This window comes from Streptomyces sp. NPDC059957, assembly GCF_042730015.1.
In the GTDB taxonomy this organism is placed as follows: domain Bacteria; phylum Actinomycetota; class Actinomycetes; order Streptomycetales; family Streptomycetaceae; genus Streptomyces.
In genome coordinates, this window is record NZ_JBHWMB010000050.1 from 21,305 (window position 1) to 45,719 (window position 24,415).

The 24,415-nt window shown below is 72.9% G+C and carries 24 protein-coding genes; 8 read left to right on the top strand and 16 right to left on the bottom strand.

All coding sequences use genetic code 11. From position 1 onward, the window contains the following. Positions 1-65: 65 nt before the first annotated feature. Both ACFWBW_RS28405 and ACFWBW_RS28410 read right to left on the bottom strand, forming a co-directional pair. Positions 66-1,487 (bottom strand): Ig-like domain-containing protein, encoded by a 1,422-nt coding sequence (locus ACFWBW_RS28405; protein ID WP_385378032.1) that lies wholly within the window; start codon positions 1,485-1,487, stop codon positions 66-68. A 196-nt stretch (positions 1,488-1,683) separates the two neighbouring features. After that, a complete protein-coding gene (locus tag ACFWBW_RS28410; protein WP_385378035.1) occupies positions 1,684-2,211 on the bottom strand; it encodes an FBP domain-containing protein in 528 nt (175 codons plus the stop codon). Positions 2,212-2,282: 71 nt separating this feature from the next. Between ACFWBW_RS28410 and ACFWBW_RS28415 the strand changes: the two genes are divergently transcribed. From ACFWBW_RS28415 to ACFWBW_RS28430, 4 genes are all read left to right on the top strand, one after another. After that, positions 2,283-2,852 carry a TetR/AcrR family transcriptional regulator gene (locus ACFWBW_RS28415; RefSeq protein WP_385378153.1) on the top strand — a complete coding sequence of 190 codons (570 nt, stop codon included), beginning with the start codon at positions 2,283-2,285 and terminating at the stop codon, positions 2,850-2,852. A gap of 69 nt (positions 2,853-2,921) precedes the next feature. Further along, positions 2,922-4,097 (top strand): GDSL-type esterase/lipase family protein, encoded by a 1,176-nt coding sequence (locus tag ACFWBW_RS28420; RefSeq protein ID WP_385378038.1) that lies wholly within the window; start codon positions 2,922-2,924, stop codon positions 4,095-4,097. A gap of 160 nt (positions 4,098-4,257) precedes the next feature. Further along, positions 4,258-5,706 carry an argininosuccinate synthase gene (argG, locus tag ACFWBW_RS28425; RefSeq protein ID WP_385378042.1) on the top strand — a complete coding sequence of 483 codons (1,449 nt, stop codon included), beginning with the start codon at positions 4,258-4,260 and terminating at the stop codon, positions 5,704-5,706. A 171-nt stretch (positions 5,707-5,877) separates the two neighbouring features. Continuing rightward, entirely contained in the window at positions 5,878-6,375 is a 498-nt protein-coding gene (locus ACFWBW_RS28430; RefSeq protein WP_385378045.1) for a GntR family transcriptional regulator, read from the top strand. A gap of 7 nt (positions 6,376-6,382) precedes the next feature. On the opposite strand, the gene ACFWBW_RS28435 is transcribed toward ACFWBW_RS28430, so the two are convergent. Continuing rightward, on the bottom strand, positions 6,383-6,949 hold the full coding sequence (locus tag ACFWBW_RS28435) for a GNAT family N-acetyltransferase (protein ID WP_385378048.1): 567 nt from the start codon (positions 6,947-6,949) through the stop codon (positions 6,383-6,385). A gap of 134 nt (positions 6,950-7,083) precedes the next feature. On the opposite strand from ACFWBW_RS28435, the gene ACFWBW_RS28440 reads away from it, so the two are divergent. Together ACFWBW_RS28440 and ACFWBW_RS28445 are read left to right on the top strand one after the other, a co-directional pair. Continuing rightward, positions 7,084-7,290 (top strand): hypothetical protein, encoded by a 207-nt coding sequence (locus ACFWBW_RS28440; RefSeq protein WP_385378051.1) that lies wholly within the window; start codon positions 7,084-7,086, stop codon positions 7,288-7,290. 23 nt (positions 7,291-7,313) lie between these two features. Continuing rightward, the gene (locus ACFWBW_RS28445; RefSeq protein WP_385378054.1) at positions 7,314-7,667 is read left to right on the top strand and encodes a VOC family protein; all 354 of its coding nucleotides are present in this window, start codon (positions 7,314-7,316) and stop codon (positions 7,665-7,667) included. Between the two features lie 75 nt (positions 7,668-7,742). Here the strand turns inward: ACFWBW_RS28445 and ACFWBW_RS28450 are convergent, their stop codons facing one another. The 4 genes from ACFWBW_RS28450 to ACFWBW_RS28465 all read right to left on the bottom strand — a co-directional run bounded on the left by ACFWBW_RS28450 (position 7,743) and on the right by ACFWBW_RS28465 (position 11,325). Then, complete coding sequence (locus tag ACFWBW_RS28450) at positions 7,743-9,101, bottom strand: MFS transporter (RefSeq protein ID WP_385378057.1); 1,359 nt, start codon at positions 9,099-9,101, stop codon at positions 7,743-7,745. 159 nt (positions 9,102-9,260) lie between these two features. Then, positions 9,261-9,869 carry an RNA 2',3'-cyclic phosphodiesterase gene (thpR, locus tag ACFWBW_RS28455; protein WP_385378060.1) on the bottom strand — a complete coding sequence of 203 codons (609 nt, stop codon included), beginning with the start codon at positions 9,867-9,869 and terminating at the stop codon, positions 9,261-9,263. 5 nt (positions 9,870-9,874) lie between these two features. Continuing rightward, positions 9,875-10,375 (bottom strand): isochorismatase family protein, encoded by a 501-nt coding sequence (locus tag ACFWBW_RS28460; RefSeq protein ID WP_385378063.1) that lies wholly within the window; start codon positions 10,373-10,375, stop codon positions 9,875-9,877. Between the two features lie 41 nt (positions 10,376-10,416). Next, positions 10,417-11,325: a GlxA family transcriptional regulator gene (locus ACFWBW_RS28465; RefSeq protein WP_385378157.1), complete on the bottom strand. Its 909-nt coding sequence runs from the start codon at positions 11,323-11,325 to the stop codon at positions 10,417-10,419. Positions 11,326-11,475: 150 nt separating this feature from the next. Between ACFWBW_RS28465 and ACFWBW_RS28470 the strand changes: the two genes are divergently transcribed. Both ACFWBW_RS28470 and ACFWBW_RS28475 read left to right on the top strand, forming a co-directional pair. Then, positions 11,476-12,159 carry an MBL fold metallo-hydrolase gene (locus tag ACFWBW_RS28470; RefSeq protein WP_385378066.1) on the top strand — a complete coding sequence of 228 codons (684 nt, stop codon included), beginning with the start codon at positions 11,476-11,478 and terminating at the stop codon, positions 12,157-12,159. A gap of 134 nt (positions 12,160-12,293) precedes the next feature. Beyond that, a complete protein-coding gene (locus ACFWBW_RS28475) occupies positions 12,294-14,819 on the top strand; it encodes a discoidin domain-containing protein (protein WP_385378069.1) in 2,526 nt (841 codons plus the stop codon). Positions 14,820-14,883: 64 nt separating this feature from the next. Here the strand turns inward: ACFWBW_RS28475 and ACFWBW_RS28480 are convergent, their stop codons facing one another. The 9 genes from ACFWBW_RS28480 to ACFWBW_RS28520 all read right to left on the bottom strand — a co-directional run bounded on the left by ACFWBW_RS28480 (position 14,884) and on the right by ACFWBW_RS28520 (position 24,140). Further along, on the bottom strand, positions 14,884-16,146 hold the full coding sequence (locus ACFWBW_RS28480) for an MFS transporter (protein WP_385378072.1): 1,263 nt from the start codon (positions 16,144-16,146) through the stop codon (positions 14,884-14,886). A 180-nt stretch (positions 16,147-16,326) separates the two neighbouring features. After that, positions 16,327-19,674, bottom strand: a complete 3,348-nt coding sequence (locus tag ACFWBW_RS28485) for a S8 family serine peptidase (protein WP_385378075.1) — start codon at positions 19,672-19,674, stop codon at positions 16,327-16,329. A gap of 123 nt (positions 19,675-19,797) precedes the next feature. Then, entirely contained in the window at positions 19,798-21,027 is a 1,230-nt protein-coding gene (locus ACFWBW_RS28490) for a cytochrome P450 (RefSeq protein WP_385378078.1), read from the bottom strand. Further along, positions 21,024-21,341 carry a hypothetical protein gene (locus ACFWBW_RS28495; RefSeq protein ID WP_385378082.1) on the bottom strand — a complete coding sequence of 106 codons (318 nt, stop codon included), beginning with the start codon at positions 21,339-21,341 and terminating at the stop codon, positions 21,024-21,026. The genes ACFWBW_RS28490 and ACFWBW_RS28495 overlap by 4 nt, the downstream gene beginning before the upstream one ends. A gap of 262 nt (positions 21,342-21,603) precedes the next feature. Further along, a complete protein-coding gene (locus tag ACFWBW_RS28500) occupies positions 21,604-21,951 on the bottom strand; it encodes a 3-oxoacyl-[acyl-carrier-protein] synthase III C-terminal domain-containing protein (protein ID WP_385378084.1) in 348 nt (115 codons plus the stop codon). 42 nt (positions 21,952-21,993) lie between these two features. Beyond that, a complete protein-coding gene (locus ACFWBW_RS28505; RefSeq protein ID WP_385378087.1) occupies positions 21,994-22,263 on the bottom strand; it encodes a hypothetical protein in 270 nt (89 codons plus the stop codon). Between the two features lie 3 nt (positions 22,264-22,266). Continuing rightward, positions 22,267-22,587: a hypothetical protein gene (locus ACFWBW_RS28510; RefSeq protein ID WP_385378090.1), complete on the bottom strand. Its 321-nt coding sequence runs from the start codon at positions 22,585-22,587 to the stop codon at positions 22,267-22,269. A 51-nt stretch (positions 22,588-22,638) separates the two neighbouring features. Further along, positions 22,639-23,895, bottom strand: coding sequence for a beta-ketoacyl-[acyl-carrier-protein] synthase family protein (locus tag ACFWBW_RS28515; protein WP_385378093.1), 1,257 nt, complete (start codon positions 23,893-23,895; stop codon positions 22,639-22,641). Further along, complete coding sequence (locus ACFWBW_RS28520) at positions 23,892-24,140, bottom strand: phosphopantetheine-binding protein (protein WP_385378096.1); 249 nt, start codon at positions 24,138-24,140, stop codon at positions 23,892-23,894. Before ACFWBW_RS28520 ends, ACFWBW_RS28515 begins: the two co-directional genes overlap by 4 nt. Between the last annotated feature and the right edge of the window lie 275 nt (positions 24,141-24,415).

Below are 24,415 nucleotides of genomic sequence, written 5' to 3' on the forward strand. Positions count from 1 at the left end.
GCGGGCACGGACCGGATGCTATCGGAGCCGCCGCGCCCGCCCCGGCAGGGAAGCCGCTGGCCGGCTCAGGTGAGGGGGAGGAGCCGGGACGGCCCGTGCGCCGACGCGGGCGCGGAGGCGGGCGAGGCGAGCGGGGAGTCGGAGTCGACGCCCAGCGCGCTGCCGGCCAGCCAGGCGTCCCAGCTGAGGTTCCAGTCCCCGAACCCGTTGGCGAACGGGGCCATCGGCTCACCGCCGCTGTTCACCACCGACACCACGTCCCCCTCGCGCACCGTGTCGAAGAACCAGGCCGCGTCGGCCGTGCTCATGCCCGTGCAGCCGTGACTGACGTTCTCCTCGCCCTGCGCATCGACCGACCAGGGCGCGGCGTGCACGTACTCGCCGCTCCACGTCACCCGGGTCGCGTAGAAGACGGGCAGGTCGTAGAACTCGCTCGTACCGCGCTTGATGCCCACGCTGTCCCCGCGCATCCGCACCTTGCGCTCCTTGCCGAGTACGACCTTGATGCCGCTGCGCGTCAGGAATCCCGCTTTGCCGGTGGTCACCGGGATGGTCCGGACGGTCCTGCCGTTGCGCCGTACGGTCATCTCGTGCGCGGCGGCGTCGGTGAGCGCCTCGATCCGGTCCCCGATGGCGAACCGCAGGGGCTCCGAGGAGCCGCCGTACTGCCGTTCCCCGACTTCGACCCCGTCGAGACCGCTCACCACGTGCACCACGGCGTGGGCGGGCCAGTAGGTGCGGGGCCGGTAGTGCAGGGTCGATTCGTCGACCCAGTGCCAGGCCCCCTCGACCGCCGGCTCCGAGGTGACCTGCAGGGCCCGCTCCAGGCGGGCCCGTGCGGCCGGGTCGGTGGCGGGGACGGGGTGGCTCAGGGATGCCGTCACGATCTGCCCCGCCCCGTACGTGCCGGGCCGGGGCCCGAACTCGGCGGTGAGCCGGTCCTCCTGCGCCGCGGGCGCGGTCCGGAACGCCATGGTCACGCCGACCGGGGTACCCGCCGCGTCCTGGGCGCCGACCCGGACGGTGTAGGTCTCTCCCGCCCGCAGCGGCTCGGTGTTGGCCCAGTGGTGCCCCCGGGCACCCAGGGCGCCGCCCACGTGGCGGCCGCGACCGTCGTGGACGGTGACATAGGTGAGGAGCCCCGGTCCCGCGAGGGCGATCTCCAGGGGGCCCGCCGCGTCGGTGGGCAGGACGACCGTGTGCGCCGCCGCCCGGGACGCCCCGGCGTCGCGGGAGGAGGGATCGCGCACCACGGAACCGGCTCCGCTGGAGGTGGCCCGGACCACTTGCCGCTCCAGCCCGCTGCACAGCCCGGCCCGGAAGGCGTCCATCGCGCACCGCCGGCCCCCGCCGTCCAGCACCCGGCCGACCAGCAGCTCGACGGAGCCGGCGTGTTCGGCGCCGGCCTGCCCTCCGTCACCGGGCCGCGACGCCGACTGCGGCGCTGCGGCGACGACGAAGACCACTCCGGCCACCGCCCCGGCCACGCTCCACGTCCTGCTCCGTCGCCGGAGTCCTCCACGGTGTGTCGATGACAGCATGCGCGCCACGCAGCCCTCCCAGATCGCCTTCGGCCGGATGGCAGCATCAAAACGATTTCCGGGCAGCCTGATGATCATGCACTCGGCCCGTGGGGCCGAATGGGCACCGAAGAGGGCTCGTACGGAGTAGGGGAAGGGTGCTTCAGGCCGTGACGTCGGCGCCGGTCGTGACGTTGGCGACCGTCGTGACGTTGGCGAAGAACGCGGCGAGGTTCGCGACCGTCCGCTGGATCTTCTCCTCCAGGGTGAGCGACTCGTGGAGCCGTGCGCCCGGGCCCGCGTCCTTCTTGCCCCGTACGTAGAGCGAACAGGCGAGGTCGCCGCAGATGTAGGCGCCCACCGAGTTGCCCTGCTGCCCGGCCTTGCCCGCCTTCGGCGCGACCATCAGGGAGACGCCCCCGGTGTGGGTGGTCAGGCAAAGCGAGCACATGCTGCGCCGCGCCTGGGAGGGGGCGGCGGCGGAGGTGCGCAGCGCGAGGGCGACCGTGCGGCCGTCCAGCTGGGTGGCGAGGTAGGCGCGCTCGGGGGCCTTGGGGTCCCACCAGCCGAGGAAGTCCAGGTCCTCCCAGGGCCGTTCGGCCAGATCGCGGGGTACGGACAGGCGCTTGGCTTCGCCCTTGGTGCAGTTCACGAAGGCGGCACGGATCTCTTGCTCGGTCAACGGCTTCATGAGTGGCAGGCTAATTTGCCTAAAGGTTTTAGGCAAATACATAATGGCTATCGCCAGCTAGGAGGCACATGATGGTTCGAGCAGGACTGACCGCGGAGCGGCTGACCAGGGCCGGCGCGGAGCTCGCCGACGAGGTCGGTTTCGAGCAGGTGACCGTCTCGGCGCTCGCCCGGCGCTTCGACGTCAAGGTCGCGAGCCTCTACTCGCACCTGAAGAACTCTCAGGACCTCAAGACCCGGATCGCCCTGTTTGCGCTGGAGGAACTGGCCGACCGGGTCGCGGCGGCCCTCGCCGGGCGGGCCGGCAAGGACGCCCTCGCCGCCTTCGCGGACGCCTACCGGGACTACGCCCGGCAGCACCCCGGCCGCTACGACGCCGCCCGGCTCCGGCTCGACCCCGAGACGGCGGCCGCCAGTGCGGGCGTCCGGCACGCCCAGATGACACGGGCGATCCTGCGCGGCTACGACCTGACGGAACCGGACCAGACGCACGCGGTCCGGATGCTCGGCAGCGTCTTCCACGGCTACGTCAGCCTGGAGCTGGGCGGCGGCTTCAGTCACACCGCCGTGGATCCGCAGGAGTCCTGGAACTGGATCGTGGACTCGCTCGACGCGATGCTGCGTAAGCCCGTAAGCCCGTAAGCCCGTAAGCCCGTAAGCCCGTAAGCCCGCACCCCGTCCCGTAACCCCGATCATCACGAGGCTGAGGCGATGACCACCGACCACGACTGGATCACCACGCCCGTCACCGAGAGCCTCCTGCGCGGCGCCCTCGACACGGAGCGCACCGCGCACGGCCTGCTGCCCCACCGGCTGCCCGCCCGGGCCCGCCTGCAGATCCCCGACGAACAACTGGCCACGGCCGAGGTCCGCCCGTCCGGCGTGCGCCTGGTCTTCCGTACCCGGGCCACCGTCATCGAGCTGGACGCCCTGCCCACCAAGAGGGCCTACCGCGGCTTCCCGACCTCGCCGGACGGCGCGTACGACCTCGTGATCGACGGCGTGCTCACGGCCCGGGCCACCGTGCCCGGGGGCAGGGTCCGCACCCTCGACCTGGCCACCCAGGCCGTCGAACTCGAAGAAGGGCCGCCCGGCACCGCCCGCTTCGCGGACCTGCCCGCGCGGGACAAGGACGTCGAGATCTGGCTCCCGCACACCGAGATCACCGAACTGATCGCCCTGCGCACCGACGCCCCGGTCACGCCGGCGCCGGAGAGCGGGCGCAGGGTGTGGCTGCACCACGGCAGCTCCATCAGCCACGGCTCGAACGCGGCTCGTCCGACCGGCACCTGGCCGGCGCTGGCCGCGGCGCAGGGGGCGGTGGACCTGGTCAACATGGGATTCTCCGGCAGCGCCCTGCTGGACCCCTTCACCGCCCGCGCGATGCGCGACACCCCCGCCGACCTGATCAGCGTCAAGATCGGCATCAACATCGTCAACCTGGACCTGATGCGGCTGCGCGCCTTCGCCCCCGCGGTCCACGGCTTCCTCGACACCCTCCGCGAGGGCCATCCGACCACGCCGCTCCTGGTCGTGTCGCCCCTCCTGTGCCCGATCCAGGAGGACACCCCCGGGCCCCTCACCATCGACTTCAGCACCGGGACCGAGCGGTTCAAGGCCCTGGGCGACCCCGCCGAACGGGTCGCCGGGCGCCTGACGCTCACCATCGTCCGCGATGCGCTGGCCGGGATCGTCGCGCAGCGGGCTGCCGCGGACCCGCACCTGCACTACCTCGACGGCCGCGACCTCTACGGCGCCACGGACCACGCCGAGCTGCCGCTGCCGGACGACCTGCACCCCGATCCCGCGGGCCACGTGCGCATCGCCGAGAACTTCGCCCGCCACGCCTTCGCCGCCGGGGGCCCCTTCGCGGCCACGACCGGCTGAACCAGCTGCCGCTCCCGGCGGGGCGGCCCTCTCCGGGCGCCCCGCCGAACTCGCCGCCGACGCGGCCCCGCGCCACAATGACGGCACGCCCGTCCGGTGCCCAGCCGCTTCTCCGGCCCGGCATTTTGCATGAACATGCATCGTGGCGCATACTCATCCCATGTCAAAGGTCCTCACCTCCCTGCCCACCGGCGAGCGCGTCGGTATCGCCTTCTCCGGCGGCCTCGACACCTCCGTCGCCGTCGCCTGGATGCGCGACAAGGGTGCCGTCCCCTGCACCTACACCGCCGACATCGGCCAGTACGACGAGCCCGACATCGCGTCGGTGCCCACGCGCGCCACGGCGTACGGCGCCGAGATCGCGCGTCTGGTCGACTGCCGTGCGGCGCTCGTGGAGGAGGGCCTGGCGGCTCTCGCCTGCGGCGCGTTCCACATCCGCTCCGGCGGCCGCGCCTACTTCAACACGACGCCTCTGGGCCGCGCCGTGACCGGCACCCTGCTGGTCCGCGCGATGCTCGAGGACAACGTGCAGATCTGGGGCGACGGGTCGACCTTCAAGGGCAATGACATCGAGCGGTTCTACCGCTACGGCCTGCTCGCCAACCCGCACCTGCGCATCTACAAGCCGTGGCTCGACGCCGACTTCGTCACCGAGCTCGGTGGCCGCAAGGAGATGTCGGAGTGGCTGCTCGCCCACGAGCTGCCCTACCGCGACAGCACCGAGAAGGCCTACTCCACCGACGCCAACATCTGGGGCGCCACCCACGAGGCGAAGACCCTGGAGCACCTGGACACCGGTGTCGAGACCGTGGACCCGATCATGGGCGTCCGGTTCTGGGACCCCTCGGTCGAGATCGCCACCGAGGACGTGGCCATCGGCTTCGAGCAGGGCCGCCCGGTCACGATCAACGGCAAGGAGTTCGCCTCCGCCGTCGACCTGGTCATGGAGGCCAACGCCATCGGCGGCCGCCACGGCCTGGGCATGTCGGACCAGATCGAGAACCGCATCATCGAGGCGAAGAGCCGCGGCATCTACGAGGCTCCGGGCCTGGCCCTGCTGCACGCCGCGTACGAGCGCCTCGTCAACGCGATCCACAACGAGGACACCGTCGCCCAGTACCACAACGAGGGCCGGCGCCTCGGCCGCCTCATGTACGAGGGCCGCTGGCTGGACCCGCAGGCGCTGATGATCCGCGAGTCCCTGCAGCGCTGGGTGGGTACGGCGATCACCGGCGAGGTGACGCTGCGACTGCGGCGCGGCGAGGACTACTCGATCCTGAACACCACGGGCCCGGCGTTCAGCTACCACCCGGACAAGCTCTCGATGGAGCGCACCGAGGACTCGGCGTTCGGCCCGGTGGACCGCATCGGCCAGCTCACCATGCGCAACCTCGACATCGCCGACTCGCGCGCGAAGCTGGAGCAGTACGCCGGCCTCGGCATCGTCGGCACGACCCACCCCGCCCTGATCGGCGCCGTCGAGGCGCCGGGCACCGGCCTGATCGGCGCCATGCCCGAGGGCGGCGCCGAGGCCATCGCCTCCCGCGGCGAGGTCTCCGGCGACGACGAGCTGCTGGACCGCGCCGCGATGGAGTTCGGCACCGACTAGTCGCCACCGGCGGCAGGACGTGAAGCGGGGGAGGGGGGGGGCTTGTGGGGTGGGGGGGGGGGGAGGGCGCGGATCTTCAAAAAGGAGGGGAAGGAAGAGGAGAGGGAAAAGGGGAAAAAAAAGGAGGGGGGGGGAAGGGGGGGGGGGAGGGGATGTTTCTTTTTTTTTTCCTTGCCCCCTCCCCTCCCCCCCGCTCCCCTTGGTGGGGCGACGGCGCCCCCGCGGACCCGGCGCACCTCCGAGCGTCACCTCTGCGAGCGCCTCGGCGTCAGCCGGGTCACGCTCCGCAAGGCGCTGCACGCGCTACAGGAGGAGGACCGGGTCGGGTCGGCGGAACGGGCGGGGGGGGACGTGCCCGCCGGGACCCCGGCCGGCCGCGCCCCCGCCTTCGCGCCCACCCCTGAGCCGATCGGCGGGCTCCGGGAGTACAAACACATCATCTACCCCCCCGGGGGAGGGGGGGGGGAGGGGGGGGGGGGGGGGGGGGGGGGGGGGGGGGGGGGGGGGGGGGGCGCCACCTCCCCCCCCGGGACCCCGGCCGGACGCGCCCCGGCCTTCGAGCACACCTCGGAGCTGATCGGCGGGCTCAGGGAGTACAACCGCGTCGTCTACCGCGCCGACCGATACCGCTTCCACACTGTCCTGGCAGTCTCTCCCGGACGGGGCTGAGCGCCGGTCAGGCCGCCGGCGAGCGCCGTACGTGCAGGTGGCCGTCGAGCGGGAAGGCGGGCGGCGCGGCCGGCAGGATTCCTTCGAACCCGTAGCGGGCCTTCTCCGCGACCCGGCAGGACGCCGGATTGTCCACCTGGTGGAGGAGTTCGAGCCGTTCCAGGCCCTGGGCCCGGAGGGCGTCGAGGGACCAGGCGGTGACGGCCTCCAGAGCGCGGGGGGCGACGCTCCGTCCACGGGCCGAGGCCGAAGTCCAGTACCCGACCTCGGCGGAGGCCTTGCCGGGGGAGAGCTCCTTCACCACCACGCTGCCCACCAACCGCTCCTGCCGCACTCCGGGCGCGGCCTCCAGCACGGCGAAGCCGAGCCGCTCACCCGCCGCCCACCCCTGCTCCTGCTCCCGCACCCACCGCAGCCCCTCCTCCTCGGTCTCCAGCCAAGAACCCCAACGGCGCAGCACGGGGTCCCGGTGGATCTCGACGAGCGCGGCAACGTCCGCCGCCCGCCAGGGACGAAGGGCGAGGGCGGGAGCGGTGGCCGTCGGGGCGGCGGTGAGCGTGATGTGAGGCGGCACGGTCGGATCCTAAGGGGCTCTGGACGAGTGCCGGTTGGCGCCCGGAGTGGGGACCTTGGTCCCTTGCGAGGGGTCAAGCCGGCCGTAGCTTGGAGGAAAGGGATCTCTGATCAGCCGAGGAAGAGGCGAGAGCGATGACCGAGGTGCACTGGGAGGTCGGCTCCTACCGGATGACGGTGTCGCTGCCGGAGACGGACGCGCCGTGGGCGGTCGAGGGCACGAAGGGGTTGAGGGGCATCCGCCCCATGTTCGAGGGGCGGGGACCCGAGCCCCGGCCGCTCCCCGAAGTCGAGGGCGCGATCAACCCCCTGCTGCTGGGCGCGCTCGGCAAGGGATTCTGACGCCGTCCTGGCAGGATCGCGGCATGGAACGCGTACTGGGAATCGGTGGATATTTCGTGCGGGCCGCGGACCCGGCGGCCTTGGGTGCGTGGTACCGGGACTGCCTGGGGCTGGACTCGGACGAGCACGGCCTGTGGCACCAGGGAGCCGGACCGACGGTGTTCGCACCCTTCGAGTCAGGGACCGACTACTTCGGTTCCCCCGCCCAGCAGACCATGCTCAACTTCCGGGTCCGCGACCTGGACGCGATGCTCGCGCAGCTGCGCGCCAAGGGCGCGGACGTGGCACCGGAGATCCAGGACATGGACGGCGTCGGCCGGTTCGGCTGGGTCACGGATCCCGAGGGCAACCGGATCGAGCTCTGGCAGCCCGCCTGATCGGGTCTTCGGGTCTTCGGGCAGAAGACCGTGGTCGGGCGGACTGCGGGGGCCTCGTGGCGGGGTGCGCGCGTCTCAGGCGGTGGACGTGGCCGCCGGCTCGCTGGCAGCCGCTACCCGAGCCGCGTCCGGCGCGGGCACAGGAGCAGGCGCGGCGGCCCGCGCGGGTGTCGGAGCCGGGGGCGGCTGGGTGGCGTACACGGCCTCCGGGGGGAGGTGGCGTTCCAGGCGGGTCAGGGCGAGTGCGGCGCCGAGCGCGGCGACGGTCAGGAAGGCCCAGGGCAGGCGGCCGTCGAGGGCGAGCAGGCCCGTGAAGAGGGACGGGGCCAGCGCGGAGGCCAGGGAGTAGGACAGCTGGTAGGTGGCGAGGTAGCGACCGCGTACGGCCTCGGGCGCTGCCGAGACGGACAGGGCGCCGCCCGAGGGGCTGTGGACCAGCTCGCCGACCGTGTAGACCACCACGATGACCAGCAGCGCGACCAGCGTCGCGGTCCGTCCGGGCCGGACCGTGCCGAGCACGATCTGCCCCACGAAGGCAGCGGCGAAGAGCAGCGCCCCGAAGGCCGCGGAGCGGGTGCGGCGGGCTCCGGAGCGGCGGACCCGGCTCGCGATCAGGACGCCGATCCCCGCGCAGAGGGCGGTGTTGACGGTGAAGGCGGCACCGGTGAGGGAGTCGGGTCCGTGCAGCCAGGTGGTGATGTAGAGCGGGAAGAGGACGGACAGGGCCGAGTACCCGAGCGCGGTCAGGAAGTTGGCGGCGGTCAGGCCCAGGAAGGGCCGGTCGGCGAGCACCATCCGGTAGCCCGCGGGCGGACGCTTGGCCGAGCCGGGCGGGGCGCCCGTGCCGGGCCCGCCGTTCGCGTGGTCCCGTACCGGCTTGACGCGGGTGACGAGCAGTCCGGCGAGCGCGAAGGCGATCGCGTTGCCCCAGGCGGTGTAGGTGAACCCGTCCGTGCCCCACAGGGCCAGTACCCCCGAGACGATCAGGGCGCCGGCGCCCATGCCCGCGTTCTGCAGGGCGCGGATGGAGGCCTGGAGCCGGTCGCGGGCGCCGCCCCGGGCCACTTCGCCGATGAGGGACTGCTGGACGATGGGGAAGGACCGGTCGGCGAGGGCCGTGACCAGCGCGACGACGGCGAAGGCGGGCAGCGATCCGGCGAACGGATAGAGGGCGAAGCCGAGTGCCCGGACCCCGTAGAGCAGCAGGTTGACCTTCCTGGCCCCGAACCGGTCGACGGCCGAGCCGGCGAGCGGCATGACCGCGAGGCCGGTCAGGCCGGTCACCGTCAGCACGATGCCGACGAGGGCGAAGGAGAGGCCCGTGACGTGGTGGAAGAAGACGAGCGAGAACGGGATGTACATCCCGATCCCGATCGCGCTGACTCCCACACCGAGGAGCAGCGAGCGCTCGCCCGCAACCCGTTCCTCACGCATGCCTTTGACCACGTCGAACTCTCCCCCGAAATAGATTGACGGGAAGTAGCTTAGCGCTAAGTGACTTACCGTCAAGGAGTATTCTCGCGGTCGCGGTCGCAGGCGGAAGGCGGAAGGCGGAAGGCGGAAGGCGGAAGGCGGAAGGCGGAAGGCGGAGGCCTACTGTCCGCCCTCCGCGCGGCCCTCCCCGCCGAGGTTCCATGCCTCGATGTCGCGGTAGTGGATCGGCCCCGGGCCGCGGCCGATGTTGCTGCCGACCAGGTGCAGACGCTCGGTCCGCCAGCGGCGGCCCGTGAACCCGGCGAGTCCGGCGGCGGTCTCCACGGCCGAGGTGGCGTCGTTCCGGCGGGCCCGAGCCAGTGTCAGATGGGGGCGCAGCGGCCGGTCTTCGAAGGGGATTCCGCACTCCTTGACCACGTCGCGCACGTCGGCGGCGAGCCGGTGCAGCCCGTCGAGGTCCCCGTCGATCCCGCTCCAGAGCACCCGCTCGGCGAAGTGGCCGCCCCCGCGCAGGGTCAGGCGTACGGGACTGTGCGCCGCCGCGAGCTCCGCGAGCGGCGGCCGCAGGGGCGGGACGGCCTCGACCGGCAGCTCACCGAGGAACGCCAGGGTGATGTGCCAGTCCTCGATGCGGTTCCACCGCATGTGGGGGTACCCGGCGTAGGCGGGCCCCAGCTCGCGCGCGAGTTCCTCCTTCGCGTCGTCGGGCGGGGCGAGGGCGATGAACACGCGAACGGTCGCGGGCCGGGTCTGTTCGGTCTCGTTCATCGTGATCAGGTGTAGTCCGCCGTGTTGTGCACGTCGCCGAACCGGGGAAAGATCCGCTCCACGGTGAACTCGTGCTCGTCCGCGGTGAATCCGGACATGGCGTCGGCGACGAACTCCAGCTCGTAGCCGTGGTCGCTCGCGGACCGCGCCGTGGACTCGACCCCCATCGTGGTGACCAGACCGCCGAGCACCAGCGTGTCCACGCCCAGGTCGCGCAACCGGTCGTCCAGGCCGGTGCCGTGGAAGGCTCCCACGGTGTTCTTGACGATCAGGACGTCACCCGGCCGCTCCAGCCCGTCGGCGAAGCCGCTGCCCGGCGGCTGCTCCGCAACCCCCGGCCGGTCCACTCGGACGAGCACCACCGGGCGGCCCTTCGCCCTGAAGGCCTCGGCCAGCCGGAGGCAGCGGGCCAGCACCTCCGCACCGGAGTGAGGGGCGACCGGCAGGTCGATGATGCGGGGCATCAGGTCGATGAGGATCAGCGCGGAGGTCACGGGAACGATCATAGGACAGGGGCGTACGGGCGCCGGGGGCCTGACTCCGGGCCCTACGGCGTGCTCGTGAACGAGCGGCGGTAGGAGCGGGGCGGAACTCCCCTGCGCCGCACGAACTGTTCGCGCAGGACCGCCGCGCTGCCGTAGCCGACCCGGCGGGCGATCTCCTCGACGGGCAGGTCCGTGCTCTCCAGGAGCTCCTCGGCGCTGCTCAGCCGCAGGTTCCGCAGCCAGGCGTGCGGGGTCGTGCCGGTCGCGGCGGTGAAGCGGCGGGCGAAGGAGCGCTTGCTCATCACGGCGCGGCGGGCCAGCTCCGTGACGGGGAGCGGCTCGTGGAGGTGGTCGCGGGCCCAGGCGAGCACCTCGGAGAGCCGCTCGTCCCGGCAGTCCTCGGGGAGGGGCGCCGCGAGGTACTGGGCCTGCCCGCCGTCGCGGTGCGAGGGCAGCACCATGTCCCGGGCGACGGCGTTGGCCATCGCGGCCCCGTGTTCCCGCCTCAGCAGGTGCAGGCAGAGGTCGAAGCCGGCGGCGGCCCCCGCGCCCGTGACGATCCTGCCCTCGTCGATGTACAGGGCGTCCGGTTCGACGGCCACGTCCGGATGCCGGTGGGCCAGCAGTTCGGCGAACCGCCAGTGCGTGGTGGCCCGCAGTCCGTCGAGCAGCCCGGCCTCGGCGAGCGCGAAGGTGCCGACGCAGTGGGCCGCGAGCAGGGCGCCGCCCCCGTGCGCGGCCGCCAGCGCGTCGAGTACCGCCGGACCGGGCGGTGTACGGAAACCGGCTCCCGGCAGGGCGATCACCAGATCGGCGGCCGCCAGCCGGTCGAGCCCGTGCTCGATCGCGAGCGGCACGCCGAAGTCGGTGGGGACCGGCCCGGGCCGCTCGGCGCACAGGGTGAAGTCGAAGCCGGGGACCCCCTGCCCGTGCGGACCGAAGACCTCGGTGACGATCCCGACGGCGAGCATGCCGACACCGGGCGGGACGTACGCGGCGACGGTCTTGAAAGGGGGCACGGGGGCAGTCTGCCACCGCCGCGGGCACCTTGGCACGAATCCTGCGATCACTGGCAGGTGTGCCACTCGTACGTTCCCCGTCGCCGCGGAAGGATTACAGCCATGACGAACACGACGAAGAACCACACGACGAAGAACCACACGGCGAACACCAACACGGCGAAGCACGACACGGTCACCGCGCAGGACCTCCGCATCGACGCCCCGATCGGCCGCAGCGCCGTCTACAAGGTCCTGACCACCGGCTACGTAGGCTCCACGGGCCCCGGCGTCGCCGCCACCGTCTCCTACGTGTCCGACGCCGGCCGGCACTTCATCTTCGACCCGGGCATGGTGGCGAGCCACGCGGACATCCTCGGCCCGCTCGCGGAACTGGGTCTGGGCCCCGATGACATCACCGACGTGGTGCTCAGCCACCACCACCCGGACAACACCATGAACGTGGGCCTGTTCGGCCGGGCCCGGGTGCACGACCACAAGGTGGAGTACCAGGGCGACCAGTGGACGAACCGGGACGCCGAGGGCTACGAACTCACCCCCTCCCTGCGCCTGATCCGTACGCCGGGACACAGTCACGAGGACATCACCCTGCTCGCCGGCACGGACTCGGGCGTGGTGGCCTTCGCAGGCGACCTGTGGTGGCACGCGCAGGGTCCCGCCGACGACCCGGTCGCCCCGGACCGCGAGGTACTGCGCGCCTCCCGGCTGCGGGTGATCGCCGCCGCGGACCTGATCGTGCCCGGCCACGGAGGCCCGTTCGCCGCCGACGGCCCCGTGCCGGTCTAACCGCCCGCCGGGCAATCCCTCCCGGATCGCGCCGGTGGATGCGGTTTTGCGTCAACTCTCCGCTCATTTAGGTGAGTTGCTGACACCCTGACCTATCTTCCATGGGGCATACCGGTTCGCCCCAGGAGGTCAGATTGCAGTCCAGGCGCTTCCTCGCCTTACCCCGCGCGCTACGCCGGTCCAGGCTGCTCATAGCCTTCGGCCTCGGCGCGCTGCTGATCGGCTTCACGCCGTGGCTCGGGGTCGCGAGCCCCACGCCCACTCCCGGGCCGGCCGGCGAGCAGGCGGCGCAGCAGTCGCCGCACCACGGCGTCGCGCCGGCGAACGCCATGGAGCCGACGGCCCCGGTCCTCGACCGGACCGGATGGACGGCCGCGGCGAGCGACGAGGAGACGGCCGGCGAGAACGGCCGGGCGGCCCATGTGATCGACGGCGACACCGGCACCCTCTGGCACAGCAAGTGGTCGGGCACCGCGGCCCCCTTGCCGCACAGCATCACCATCGACATGCACCGTACGGCGGTCGTCTCGGCGCTCGTGTACACCCCCCGCACCAACGGGGCCAACGGGCGCGTCGGCGAGTACACCCTCAGTGTCAGCGCGGACGGAGCGAGCTGGCCGGCCCCGGTCGCCAGTGGCACGCTCGCGGACGACGGCAGCGCCAAAACACTCGGATTCGCCCCGCAGGGGGCCCGGTTCGTGCGGCTGACGGCGCTCACCGAGGCCGGCGGCCGCGGCCCGTGGACGTCCGCCGCCGAGATCAACCTGCTGGGCGACCCCGGCACCCCGGAGGCCACCGTGGACCTCGCCCGGACCGGATGGACGGCCTCGGCGAGCGACGAGGAGACGCTCCGCGAGAACGGCCGCGCGGCGGGCGTCCTCGACGGTGACACCAACACCCTCTGGCACAGCAGGTGGTCGGGCACCGCGGCGCCCCTGCCGCACAGCATCACCATCGACATGCACCGCACGGCCGCGGTCTCCGCACTCGTCTACCACCCCCGCACGAACGGCCCCAACGGCCGGGCGGGCGCCTACACCGTCACCACCAGCACCGACGGATCCGCCTTCGGCGCACCCGTGGCCGCGGGCACCTGGCGCGACGACGACACCGTCAAGACCGCCACCTTCACCCGCAGCACGAACGCCCGGTTCGTGCGGCTCACCGTGACCACCGAGGCCGGCGCCCGCGGCCCGTGGACCTCCGCCGCCGAGATCCGCCTGAGCGGGCCGGCGAGCCCCGCCGTGCACGGATCCTGGGGCCGGATCACCGGATTCCCCCTGGTCCCCGTGGCCACGGCCGTACTGCCCGGCGACAAACTGCTGGCCTGGTCCGCGTACGCGGTGGACCGCTTCGGCGGCAGCAACGGCTACACCCAGACCGCGATCCTCGACCTGAAGACGGGCAAGGTCACCCAGCGCCGCATCGACAACACCGGGCACGACATGTTCTGCCCCGGCATAGCCATGCTGGCCGACGGCCGCGTGCTGGTCACCGGGGGCAGCAACGCGGAGAAGGCCAGCATCTACGACCCCGCCACCGACGGCTGGTCCGCCGCCGGCAACATGAACATCCCCCGCGGCTACCAGTCCATGACGCTGCTCTCCACCGGCGAGGCCTTCGTCCTGGGCGGATCCTGGAGCGGCCCCGCGGGGGACAAGGCCGGTGAGGCCTGGTCGCCGCAGACCGGCACCTGGCGCGGACTCCCGGGCGTCCCCGCCCTCCAGGCGTCCACGGCCGACCCGGCCGGACCCTACCGCGCCGACAACCACATGTGGCTGCACGCCACTTCGGGCGGCAAGGTGCTGCAACTGGGCCCGAGCAAGCAGATGAACTGGATCTCGACCACCGGTACGGGCAGCATCACCCCGGCCGGCACCCGGGCCGACAGCGCCGACGCCATGACGGGCAACGCCGTGGCCTACGACATCGGCAAGCTCCTCACCCTCGGCGGTTCGCCCGCCTACCAGGACACCCCCGCCACGCGCCGCGCCTACACGGTGAGCATCGCGGGCAGCCAGGTGGAGACCGCCCGTACCGGGGACATGGAGTACGCCAGGGCCTTCGCCAACAGCGTGGTCCTGCCCGACGGCAAGGTGATCGTCTTCGGCGGACAGAGCCACCCGGTGCCGTTCAGCGACGCCACCTCGGTCCTGACCCCCGAACTGTGGGACCCCTCGACGGGCGTGTTCACCCCGCTCGCCACCATGGCCGTCCCGCGCAACTACCACAGCGTGGCCAACCTGTTGCCGGACGGACGGGTCTTCTCCGGCGGCGGGGGCCTGTGCGGTGACTGCGCCACCAACCACGCCGACGGGGCGGTCTTCACACCGCCGTACCTCCTCAACCCGGACGGATCGCCGAAGCCGCGTCCCGAGATCACGGGAAGCGTTCCCGCCAGGACGGCCCCCGGCACCTCGCTGACCCTCTCCACCTCCACCCCGGCGGCGTCCTTCGTCCTGATGCGGGCCGCGGCCGCGACCCACTCCACCGACAACGACCAACGACGGGTCCCCCTGACCTCCACGGCCACGGGAACAGGCACCTACACGGTGTCCGTACCCGCCGACCCGGGCGTGGTCCTGCCGGGGACCTACATGCTCTTCGCCCTCGACGCCCAGGGAGTACCGAGCACGGCCCGGTTCCTCACCATCTCCTGACCCGCGTACGGTGTCCCGCCGGCCGGAGCCCCACCGCTCCGGCCGGCCGGACCCGGCCCAGGTCTCAGCTCAGCGGTACTTCCTGCTTCGGCCGTGGCGTGCGGTCGCGCCGGGGGAGCAGGAGCGGGGTCGCCATGGCCAGGACGCCGGCCGTCGCGAGGGCGGTGCGGGGGTCGGTGAAGGCGGCCAGCAGACCCCACAGGGCGGTCAGCGCGGCGATGGAGGCCTTGCTCGTGACCGACCACGCGGACAGGACGCGGGCCACCCGGTCCGGCGGGGTCAGGGTGAGCCGGCGGGTGGCGAACACCGGGTTGAACACGCCCATGCAGGTGATCAGCCCGAACTCGACGGCCATCACCAGGACGAGCCCGCCGGTCCCTGAGTGGACGAAGGCCAGCCAGGGCAGCCAGCACGCCCGCAGCACGCCGGCGGTGATCATGACCCGGTGCTGCCCGAACCGCTCGACCAGCCGTGGTGCCAGCCGGGAGCCGAGCAGGCCGCCGGCGCAGGGCACGGCGAAGGCGAGTCCGTACTGCCAGGGCGTGAACCCGAGCGGGCCGAGCATGAGGACGGCGAGCAGCGGCGCGGTCGCCATGACCAGGCCGTTGACCAGGATCGTGTTGGCGAAGAGCGGGCGCAGCTCGGGGTCGGCCAGGATGTACCGCCAGCCTTCGAAGAGGTCGCCGAAGCGCAGCCGCGCCGGGGCTCCGGCAGGCGGTGCGGGGCGTGGCTCCCGGCCGCCGATCGCGCGGATCCCCACCGCCGAGAGCAGGTAGCTCACCGCGTTGCCCACGACCGTCATCACCGGCCCGAACACGGTGATCGCCACCCCGCCGAGCGGGGGCCCGAGCATGGTGGCGGTCCATGTGGTGGACTCGAACCGGCCGTTCGCGACGAGCAGGTCCTCCGGCCGGACGATCGCCTTCAGACAAGCGCCGCCGGCCGCCGTGAAGGCGATGTCCGCCGCGCCGACGACGACCGAGACGGCCAGGAGCTGGGTGACCCCGAGCCGGCCGAGCGCGAAGGCCGCGGGCACGCTCATCAGCGCCGCGAACCGGATCAGGTCCATCGCGATCATCACCGGCCGCTTGCGGCGGAATTCGATCCACGGCCCGAGCGGCAGCGCCACCACCGCGGCGACCGCCGGCCCGGCGGCCGCCAGCGCCGACACCTCGGCCGGCCCGGCGTGCAGGACGAAGATCGCGATCAGGGCGAAGGCGTCGAAGGCGAGCCAGGTGCCGAGGGTGCTGACCGCGTACGCCGCCCAGAGCCACCGGAACTGCCGCCCCAGCGACCGCCTGGTCCTCGTGATCGACGTGATCCGCATGATCGCCGCAGCCCCCGCTCTCTCCCGCACACGATGGCGCGAACAAGCGTACGAATCTACTCGTGTCGGCCGGAGCAATCAAAGCGAGCGGCACACCGCCGGGTCAAACCACGCCCCGGGCACCGCTCCGGCCCGGCACCCGCGCGGTGCGGGGCCGGGCCGGAGCGTCGTACGGGCGGCTCAGGGAGCGAGGAGGTAGGCGTTCGTGATCGTCTCCCGCACCGTGTTGCCCGCCTTGTCCCTGAGGTCCACCTGGAACGACACGGCCTTGGCCGACGCCGGGTGCTTCACGGTCACCGACCGCGCGCCCTTCGGGTCCTTCGCCACCGCGAGGAGGCTCCAGGTCTTGCCCCCGTTGTAGGAGACACGCACCGTCAGCGTGGCGACCTGGCCGTTCGCGGCGACCGCCCCGCCCAGCAGCAGCGGCACCTTCAGCGCACCGCCCGCCGGCGCCGTCCCGCTCAGGCTCAGCTTCGGTGCGAGCCGCACCGTGGACAGCGGCAGCGCCACACGCTCGTCCGCGCCCGCCGGGCGGGCCGAGGTGAACGTCCAGCTCGCCCGCACCTTCGTGCTGGTGGCGGTGTCCTTGGCGGACCGGGTCGCCTCCTTGGTCAAGCGGTACACGGCGGAGCCGACCGGGACCTTCGCGCTGATCCAGCCGCCCGGGTCGGACTCCGCGAGGACCCGGCCGCCGGACTCCAGCCGGGTGAAGCCCCCGGTGAAGGCGGACGAACCCTCGTGACCTCCGCCGTCGTTGAACAGCCCGACATTGGCGTCCAGGTAGTCGCCGGTACGCCAGCCGCCCTGCTCCTCCCCGGCCTCGAGGTCGGGTCCGACCACGCCGGTGTTGAAGTTCAGCGTGTAGCGCTTGCCCGGCAGGTAGGACGCCTGGTTCTGCGCGTAGATGATGCGGCCCTCGCCCCGGGAGTCGACCTGCGTGGCGACCCAGTCCCAGCGCACCCCGGTGGCGCTGACGTACTGCGTGCTCGCCAGCGGCAGGCTCTGCTCGGACGGGTCCGTGATGCCGGAGGTGTAGCCGTCGGCGCCGGTCGGCGTCGCGTGGATCAGGCCCTTGGCGCCGGTGACCGAAGCGCCGAAGCCGAGCTTGACCTCGGCGACGTCCGCCCGGGTGAGCTTGCGGTCGAGCCCGTCGAACCAGGTGCCCTTGCGGTTGAAGGCCAGCCGGTAGTCGACGTTCTTGCCCGCAGCCCCCGGCGTCTTCCACAGGCCGTTGTACTGCGCGCTCAGGGTGGTCCCCTTCGGGCCCAGGTGCTGGGTGAGGATCCGGGTGGCGCCGTCGGTGGCCCACATGTCACCCACCATCGCGGCCTCGTCGTAGAACCCGGCGTACGCGCTCACCAGCTTGGCCGACGGATCCGGCGGGGTGACGGCGAACGGCTTGGCCTTGCGGGAGTCGAAGGTGACCGTGCTCTTCCCGGTGACCTTCAGCACCGGCTGGACGAAGAAGCCCAGGGTGGAATCCGGGCCCCAGACGACGCCCTCCAGCAGGTAGTCGCCCTTGGGCAGCCGCTGGACGACGGTGCCGCTCGGGTCGTACGGGACCTCGAAGCGGGCGTCCATGCCCTCGCCGAGCTTCGTCACCGTGGTGTAGTACGTCGACGGGTTCGCACCGTTGACGTCCAGGTGCTTCAGTGTGATGTCGTAGGACTCCACCTCGCGGTCGACCACGAGACCGGTGCGCACGTGCTGCCCGCCCCCCGAGGCCAGCACGGTGCCGCCGAAGGCCCCGTCGACGCTGCCCTTGCGGGTGTCCGCGGTGACGGTGGTCTTCGCGGTGCCCCCGGCGGGGACGGTCAGCTGGGCATCCTTGACGGTGAACATCCCGGCCGGGGCCGGGCGGCCGGACTGGTCGGTGCCGGACGTGCTCAGCTTGAGCGTGACGGGCTTGGTGCCGTGGTTGCGGTAGGTGAGGGTCTTGGTGACCGGCTTGTCGTCGGCGTGCGGCCAGGAGTGCGTGCCGAAGGCGAGTGAGCCGGGCACGGAGGTGACGACGGCCTTGACGGCCCGTGCCAGGTCGACGCGGCCCGCGCCCTGCTGGTAGGAGTTGAGCGTGGGGTTGGGCTTGGCCGAGCCGGTCAGCAGTGCTTTGATCCGGGCCGGGCTCCAGTTCGGGTGCTGCTGGCGGACGAGGGCCGCGGCGCCCGCGACGTGCGGGGTGGCCATGGAGGTGCCCGACATGCCGACGTAGCCGTCCGCGGGCCCGGTGTCCGGGCTCTGCGTGGTGTGGGCGGCGGTGATGTCCACGCCCGGGGCGGTGATGTCCGGCTTGGCCGCTCCGTCGGCGCTCGGACCGCGGCTGGAGAACTCCGCGAGCTGGTCCTGCTTGTCCACCGCGCCGACCGTGAGCGCCGCGGGGGCGCTGCCGGGGGTGCGCAGGGTGCCGGCCTTGGGGCCCTCGTTCCCCGCGGCCACGACGAACAGCGCCTTCCCGGAGAGCTGGGCGACCGCCTCTTCCATGGGGTCGACGCCCGGCTCGTCGGGGGAGCCCAGGCTCATGTTGACCACGGTCGCACCCTGGTCCACGGCCCACTGCATGCCGCTGATGATGCCGGAGGAGTCGCCGTAGCCGTCGTCGCCCAGGACCTTGGCGTCCAGGAGCTGTACGCCGGGCGCCACCCCCTTGTACAGGCCGCCCGATCGCGCACCCGTTCCGGCGATGGTGGAGGCCACGTGGGTGCCGTGCCCGTACCGATCCGCGGAGTCGGGCGAGCTGCTGAAGTTCCGCTGCGCCGTCTCGACGCCCTTGAGGTCGGGGTGGGTCTCGTCGACCCCCGTGTCCAGGACGGCCACCTTGACCCCCTTGCCGGTGTAGCCCGCCTGGTACATGGCGGGCGCGCCTATCTGGGCCACGCTCTTGTCCAGACTGGCGCTCACCTTGGCGTCCAGCCACAGGTGGGCCACGGGCGACACCGGGGCGCCCGCCACGCGGGCGCCCGTCCGGCCGGTGACCGCCGCCCACAGGGCCGCGGCGTCGGCCTTCGGCGCGTTGAACGCCTCGCCCGCCACCGCGGGCAGCGGGCGGCGGTCGCGCGCGACCCCGGCGAGCGTGTCGCCCGCGGCACCGAAGGTCTGCGCCCCGGAGGCGTCCCGCCGGTAGCCGGCGATCAGCGGCAGCGCACTGCGGTGCGCGTCGTTGTACCCGTCCTCGACCAGCCGGGCCACGTCGAACAGCCGCCGGTCCAGGACCCCGTCGGCGATCAGGCGCAGCGCGTCCTGCGGGACGGCGTACGTGTGCGCGCCCTCGCGCCGCACCGAGAAGGCCGTCCCCTCACGGCCCGCGCCCCGGATGAGCCGCTCGACGCTGCCGTCGCCCTTGACGACGACCCGGTCGCCGGTGATCAGGGTCACCGTCGCCGACGGTTTCGCGTCCGCCTTCGGCCTGCCCTTCGCCGAAGCCCCCGTACCGTCCGGCGCCGGCTGGGCGCCGGCCGCAGCGGTCCCCGCGATCAGTGCCCCGGTCACCGCCGCGGCGAGCACCGCCGTCCTGGCTTTCCTTGCGAATCCCACCCGTGTTCCCCCGTGTTCGTGTGCATGCCGTTCGTGTCGGCTACCACGCGACCCGGGTCCGTCCGGTTCTCTGCCTGCTCTGGTAAATCCGGACAACGGCCAGGTGGTTGGCCGAATCGGGTATCACCAGGCGGCGGGGAGCTCCCGCAACCCGTAGACGATGGTGTCCCGTTGGAACACGAGCTGCTCCTCCGGTACGGCCGGCCGCAGGCCGGGCAGCTTGCACAGCACGGCCTCCAGCATGATCTGGAGCTCGACGCGCGCCAGGGTGTGGCCCAGACACTGGTGCGGACCGTGGCCGAAGGCCACGTGCCGGCGTGCGTCCCGGGTCACGTCCAGCTCCGCGGGGCAGGAGGCCTCGCCGTCCAGGGTGTCCCCGGCCCGGATCGCCGCTCCGCCGACCGTGACGTCCTCGGTGGCGGCGCGGCCCAGGCCGAGGTGGATGATCGTGAGGTAGCGCAGCAGTTCCTCCACCGCCCCTGGAATCAGGGCCGGTTCGGCCCGCAGCCGGGCGGCCTGCCCGGGCCGGCGCAGCAGGGCCAGGACACTGAGCGCCGCCATGTTGGTGGTGCTCTCGTGGCCGGTGATCAGGAGCATGAAGCCGAGCGAGGCCGTTTCCCGCGCGGTCAGGTCGGGCCGGACGGCGAGCCGGCTGAGGATGTCGTCCCCGGGATCGCGACGCTTGCGTTCGGCCGGCCCGGCCAGGTAGCCCATCAGCTCGCGGTGGGCCTCGGCGGCCCGTCCGGGGTCCGTGGTGTTGTCGAGCAGGGTCCGGCTGAGCGACTGGAACAGCGCGTGGTCCTCGTACGGGACCCCCAGCATCAGGCAGATGACCAGCGAAGGGACGGGCAGCGCGAAGTCCGCGACGAGGTCGGCGGTCCTGCGGCCGTCGGCGGTCATCGCCCGGGCGGCGGCCTCGACCACGTCCACGATGGCCGGTCGCAGTTCCTGGACCCGGCGGGTCAGGAAGTCCTTGGCGACCATCCTGCGCAGCCGGGAGTGCTCCGGGTCTTCCATCCGGATGAAACTCGGCTGAGCGGTGGCCAGTTGACGTTGGTCGGGGGACAGGAAGGGGAAGCCGGGGGTGCGTGCGTCGGCGCTGAAGCGGGCGTCGGCCAGTACCGCCCTGACCTCCTGGTGGCCCGTAACGAGCCAGCAGGGGGTGCCGTCGGGCAGTTCGGCACGGACCGGTGCCGCGGCGGCGGCCTGCGTGTAGCCGGGCGGCGGGTCGTAGGGGCAGGAGCCGTAAGGGGCGGGGAGGGTGAGCGACCTCGGGGCCGGGCTTCCGGTGGCGGCGTCGGCGGAGGCGGGGGCGGTCGCGGAGGCGTCGGTCGGCGTGGTGGTGACGGTCATGGTGGCGGATCTCGTCCGGAGGGGGTTCGGCCGCCGTCGGGCGGGGTGTGGAGGGCGCCGAGCGTCGCGCACATGGTGGCGCACTGCCCGGGGAGGATCAGCAGTTCGATCAGTTGGTCGGGGCGCAGTCCGCCCGCCAGCCGGTCCCACAGCTGCTGAGGCACCGGCTCGCCTGCCGCGAGCGCGTCGGAAGCCTCCAGCAGGGCCAGGTCTTCGGCGGACCAAGGGTGTTCGGCAAGGGGCGACGCCGTCGCCGCGACCTCCCGGGAGTCCAGCCCGGCGTCGGCGGCGACCGCGCTGTGACGGCCGAACACGAAGGACCCGTCGCGCCGGTGCGCAGGACGACCAGCTCCCGCTGACGACTCGTCAAGGTCCCTTCGTGGGTCAGGACCCGGGCGAGGGAGAGCCAGGCGTGTGCAAGGCCGGGATGGTGGGCGAGGGTACCGAAGAGGTTCACCCGCCCCGGGCCGTCCTTGGCGGATCCGGCCGGCAGCCCGCGCAGTGCGGGAGTCCACTGCTCGGGCGGCAGCGGGGTGATGCGTACGGGGCGCTCGGGCGGTTCGGTGGTCATCGGGCTCACCACCTGCAGACGACGACGCCGGCGCTGGCGCCGCTCGCGAACCCGAACATGCCCACCAGGTCGCCCGGGTGGAGCCGGTCCGAGTTCGGAGCGGTGGCCGGTTGCAGCGGGATGGTGTTGGTCGCGACGTTGCCGTGCGCGGGGAAGGTGGACAGGATTTGCGAAGGGTCCACGCCCACCCAGCCGCACGCCACCCGGGTGAAGGGCACGGACGGCTGGTGCACGCAGACGAGGTCGAAGTCCTTGACGTCCACCCCGAGTTCGCGCACCGCCCCGCGCACCTTGGCCGGCATGCCGTCGAAGGAGGTGACGAGCCGGGCCGAATCGATCTCCAGGCGGCCCATCCTGCGGTGGTTCGCGTACGGATTGGGCAGTGTCGCGGCCTCTCAGCCCCAGGAGTTGGCGAAGAACCGGCTCCCCAGGATCCCGGGCCGCGTGCTCGCGGCGACCAGAACCGCCGAGCCCATGTCGCCGGTGCTCAGGCTCGGCAGCGCGCCCAGCACCTCGTCCGGGTGCGTGACGCTCCAGCGGCTCTCCCGGGTGCTGACCTCGGCACTGGTGATCAGCACCCGCCGGTACTGTCCGGTCCGCACGAAGGCATCGGCCACCTCCAGTGCGTTCAGTACGCCGTTGCAGGCGTTCTTCAGATCGAACACCGGTCAGTCCAGGCCGAGTTTGGCCGCCATCACATGGGCGGTGGCAGGTTCCTCCATAACGGCGAGGATGCCGGCGTAGAGCAGCAGGTCCACCTTCCGGGCGGGGGTGCCGCTCTCCTCCAGCAGACTGCGGGCGGCGCGCACCGCCAGGTCGGAGGGCTGCTCATCGAAGGGGGCCACCGTGCGCTGGTTCAGCCCGTACACGTGCTGGAGCACGCCCCGGGACATCGGGATGCCCGGGCTGCCGGCCCGGAAGCGGTCCTCGACCGCGGAGACGCACTGGCGCTCCTGCGGGTACGTGGACGGTGGCGTGGGCGACGGCACTGTGAACGGCCAAGGGTACGAAGCCTCTGCTGGTGGGGAGGACGGGGGCGGTCAGGGCGCGGTCAGGAGGAGCACCACGTTGTGCCCGCCGAAGCCGAAGGAGTGGCTGACGGCGGCGCCGACCCGCTGCTCACGCACCGTGCCGGTCACGCAGTCGATGTCGTAGGAAGAGCCGGAGCCGGGGCCGGAGCCGGGCGCCGCGAGGTTGGCGATCGGCGCCACCCGGGAGTCCCGGATGGTGAGGGCGGTGAGCGCGGCCTCCACGGCGCCGGCTGCGCCGAGGCTGTGGCCGAGCACCCCCTTGGGGGCGGTCACGCTGGGGCCGTGCGGCAGGACACGGGCGATGAGTTCCGCCTCGGTGCGGTCGTTGAGCGGGGTGGAGGTTCCGTGGGCGTTGACGTGGTCGACGTCGGCCGGGGACAGCCCGGCCTCGGCGAGCGCCGCCCGCAGGGCCGCCTCGGCGTACTCCCCGCCGGGGGACGGCGCCGTCGGATGGTGGGCGTCCGAGGTGAGGCCGGCTCCGGCCAGGTGCGCGTACCCGCGCCGCCCGCGAGCCGCCGCGTCCGCAGGCCGCTCCAGTACGAGCACTGCGGCCCCCTCCGCGATGACGAAGCCATCCCGGTCCACGGCGAACGGCCTGGAGGCCAGGGCAGGCTGGCCCACCCGCCCGGACAGGGCGCCCATCCGGGCGAACCCGGTGGTGACCACCGGGGTCACCGCAGCCTCCGCGCCGCCGGCGATCGCGATGTCGCAGGCACCGGAGAGCAGCAGGTCACGGGCGATGGCCTGGGCGGTCGCCCCGGAGGCACAGGCCGTCTCGGTGGCCAGGGAGGGCCCGTGGGCGCCGAGGTCCGCCGACACCTCGCCCGCGGCCATGTTGGGGATGAGCATCGGGATGAGGGAGGGCGAGACCAGGTCGGGTCCGCCCTGGTGGTGGCGCAGGGTCTGGGTCTCGAGGTGGGGAGCCCCGGCCAGCCCCGAGCCGATCACCACCGCCACGCGCGTCCCGTCCCAGGAGGCGGGGTCGAGTCCAGCGTCGGCCACGGCCTCACGGGCCGCCAGGACCGCGAGCTGCGTGAAACGGCCCATCCGCCAGGCCTTGCCGCCGCCGATGCGCCCCTGCTCGGGGGTCATGGCGGGGATCCGGCAGGAGAAGTCGACCGGGCAGCCCTTGAGTTCGGGATCGGTGTCCGCCGTCGAACGGCCCCGGAGCACCCCGGCCCAGGTGTCCTCGCGGCCGATCCCGGCCGGGGTGATGAGCCCCAGGCCGGTGACGGCGACGGCGCGGGGGCGCGGCGAGGCCGTCACAGGGCGTCCTGCTCGGTCCGCTTGGAGTGGAGTACGGCCACGAGCTCGCCGATGGTGGTGCGCCTGGCGGCCTCGTGCTCCTCGACCTTGACGCCGAGCTCCTCCTGGAGGGCGAGGGCCAGTTCGGCGAGGGCGAGCGAGTCGAGGTCGAGGCTCTCCAGGGTGGCGTCGGGCAGGACGCTCTCGGGAGAGACCTCGAACTTCTCGGTGAGCACAGTGGTGAGGATGGTCTGGAGCGGGGGCATGGCGGGGTGTCCTTCCGGGACGGGCGGTGATCGGTGAGCAGTCACGGGGAAAGGGGCCGCCGGGCAGCAACCAGCCGGGGGCGCAGCCGGGGCCGGGTCGGAGGCGCTGCTTCAGGGGATCGGCGACCAGGGAGCGAAGGCCGCTTCGGCGCGGGTGGCGCGCGGGGTGAGAGAGGGGCCGGGGAGCCCGGTGAGAGGGAGGAGCCGGTGAGCCCGGGGTGAGGGGAGGGGCCGGGGAGCCCGAGGTGAAGGGAGGAGCCGGTGAGCCCGGGGTG

What these genes read in the sequence shown, in the direction of transcription:
- ACFWBW_RS28410 (WP_385378035.1), bottom strand. Translation starts at nt 2,211, where the DNA reads ATGAAGCCGTTGACCGAGCAAGAGATCCGTGCCGCCTTCGTGAACTGC.
- ACFWBW_RS28415 (WP_385378153.1), top strand. Translation starts at nt 2,283, where the DNA reads ATGGTTCGAGCAGGACTGACCGCGGAGCGGCTGACCAGGGCCGGCGCG.
- ACFWBW_RS28420 (WP_385378038.1), top strand. Translation starts at nt 2,922, where the DNA reads ATGACCACCGACCACGACTGGATCACCACGCCCGTCACCGAGAGCCTC.
- argG (WP_385378042.1), top strand. Translation starts at nt 4,258, where the DNA reads ATGTCAAAGGTCCTCACCTCCCTGCCCACCGGCGAGCGCGTCGGTATC.
- ACFWBW_RS28440 (WP_385378051.1), top strand. Translation starts at nt 7,084, where the DNA reads ATGACCGAGGTGCACTGGGAGGTCGGCTCCTACCGGATGACGGTGTCG.
- ACFWBW_RS28445 (WP_385378054.1), top strand. Translation starts at nt 7,314, where the DNA reads ATGGAACGCGTACTGGGAATCGGTGGATATTTCGTGCGGGCCGCGGAC.
- ACFWBW_RS28450 (WP_385378057.1), bottom strand. Translation starts at nt 9,101, where the DNA reads ATGCGTGAGGAACGGGTTGCGGGCGAGCGCTCGCTGCTCCTCGGTGTG.
- thpR (WP_385378060.1), bottom strand. Translation starts at nt 9,869, where the DNA reads ATGAACGAGACCGAACAGACCCGGCCCGCGACCGTTCGCGTGTTCATC.
- ACFWBW_RS28460 (WP_385378063.1), bottom strand. Translation starts at nt 10,375, where the DNA reads ATGATCGTTCCCGTGACCTCCGCGCTGATCCTCATCGACCTGATGCCC.
- ACFWBW_RS28465 (WP_385378157.1), bottom strand. Translation starts at nt 11,325, where the DNA reads ATGCTCGCCGTCGGGATCGTCACCGAGGTCTTCGGTCCGCACGGGCAG.
- ACFWBW_RS28470 (WP_385378066.1), top strand. Translation starts at nt 11,476, where the DNA reads ATGACGAACACGACGAAGAACCACACGACGAAGAACCACACGGCGAAC.
- ACFWBW_RS28480 (WP_385378072.1), bottom strand. Translation starts at nt 16,146, where the DNA reads ATGCGGATCACGTCGATCACGAGGACCAGGCGGTCGCTGGGGCGGCAG.
- ACFWBW_RS28490 (WP_385378078.1), bottom strand. Translation starts at nt 21,027, where the DNA reads ATGACCGTCACCACCACGCCGACCGACGCCTCCGCGACCGCCCCCGCC.
- ACFWBW_RS28500 (WP_385378084.1), bottom strand. Translation starts at nt 21,951, where the DNA reads ATGGGCCGCCTGGAGATCGATTCGGCCCGGCTCGTCACCTCCTTCGAC.
- ACFWBW_RS28520 (WP_385378096.1), bottom strand. Translation starts at nt 24,140, where the DNA reads ATGCCCCCGCTCCAGACCATCCTCACCACTGTGCTCACCGAGAAGTTC.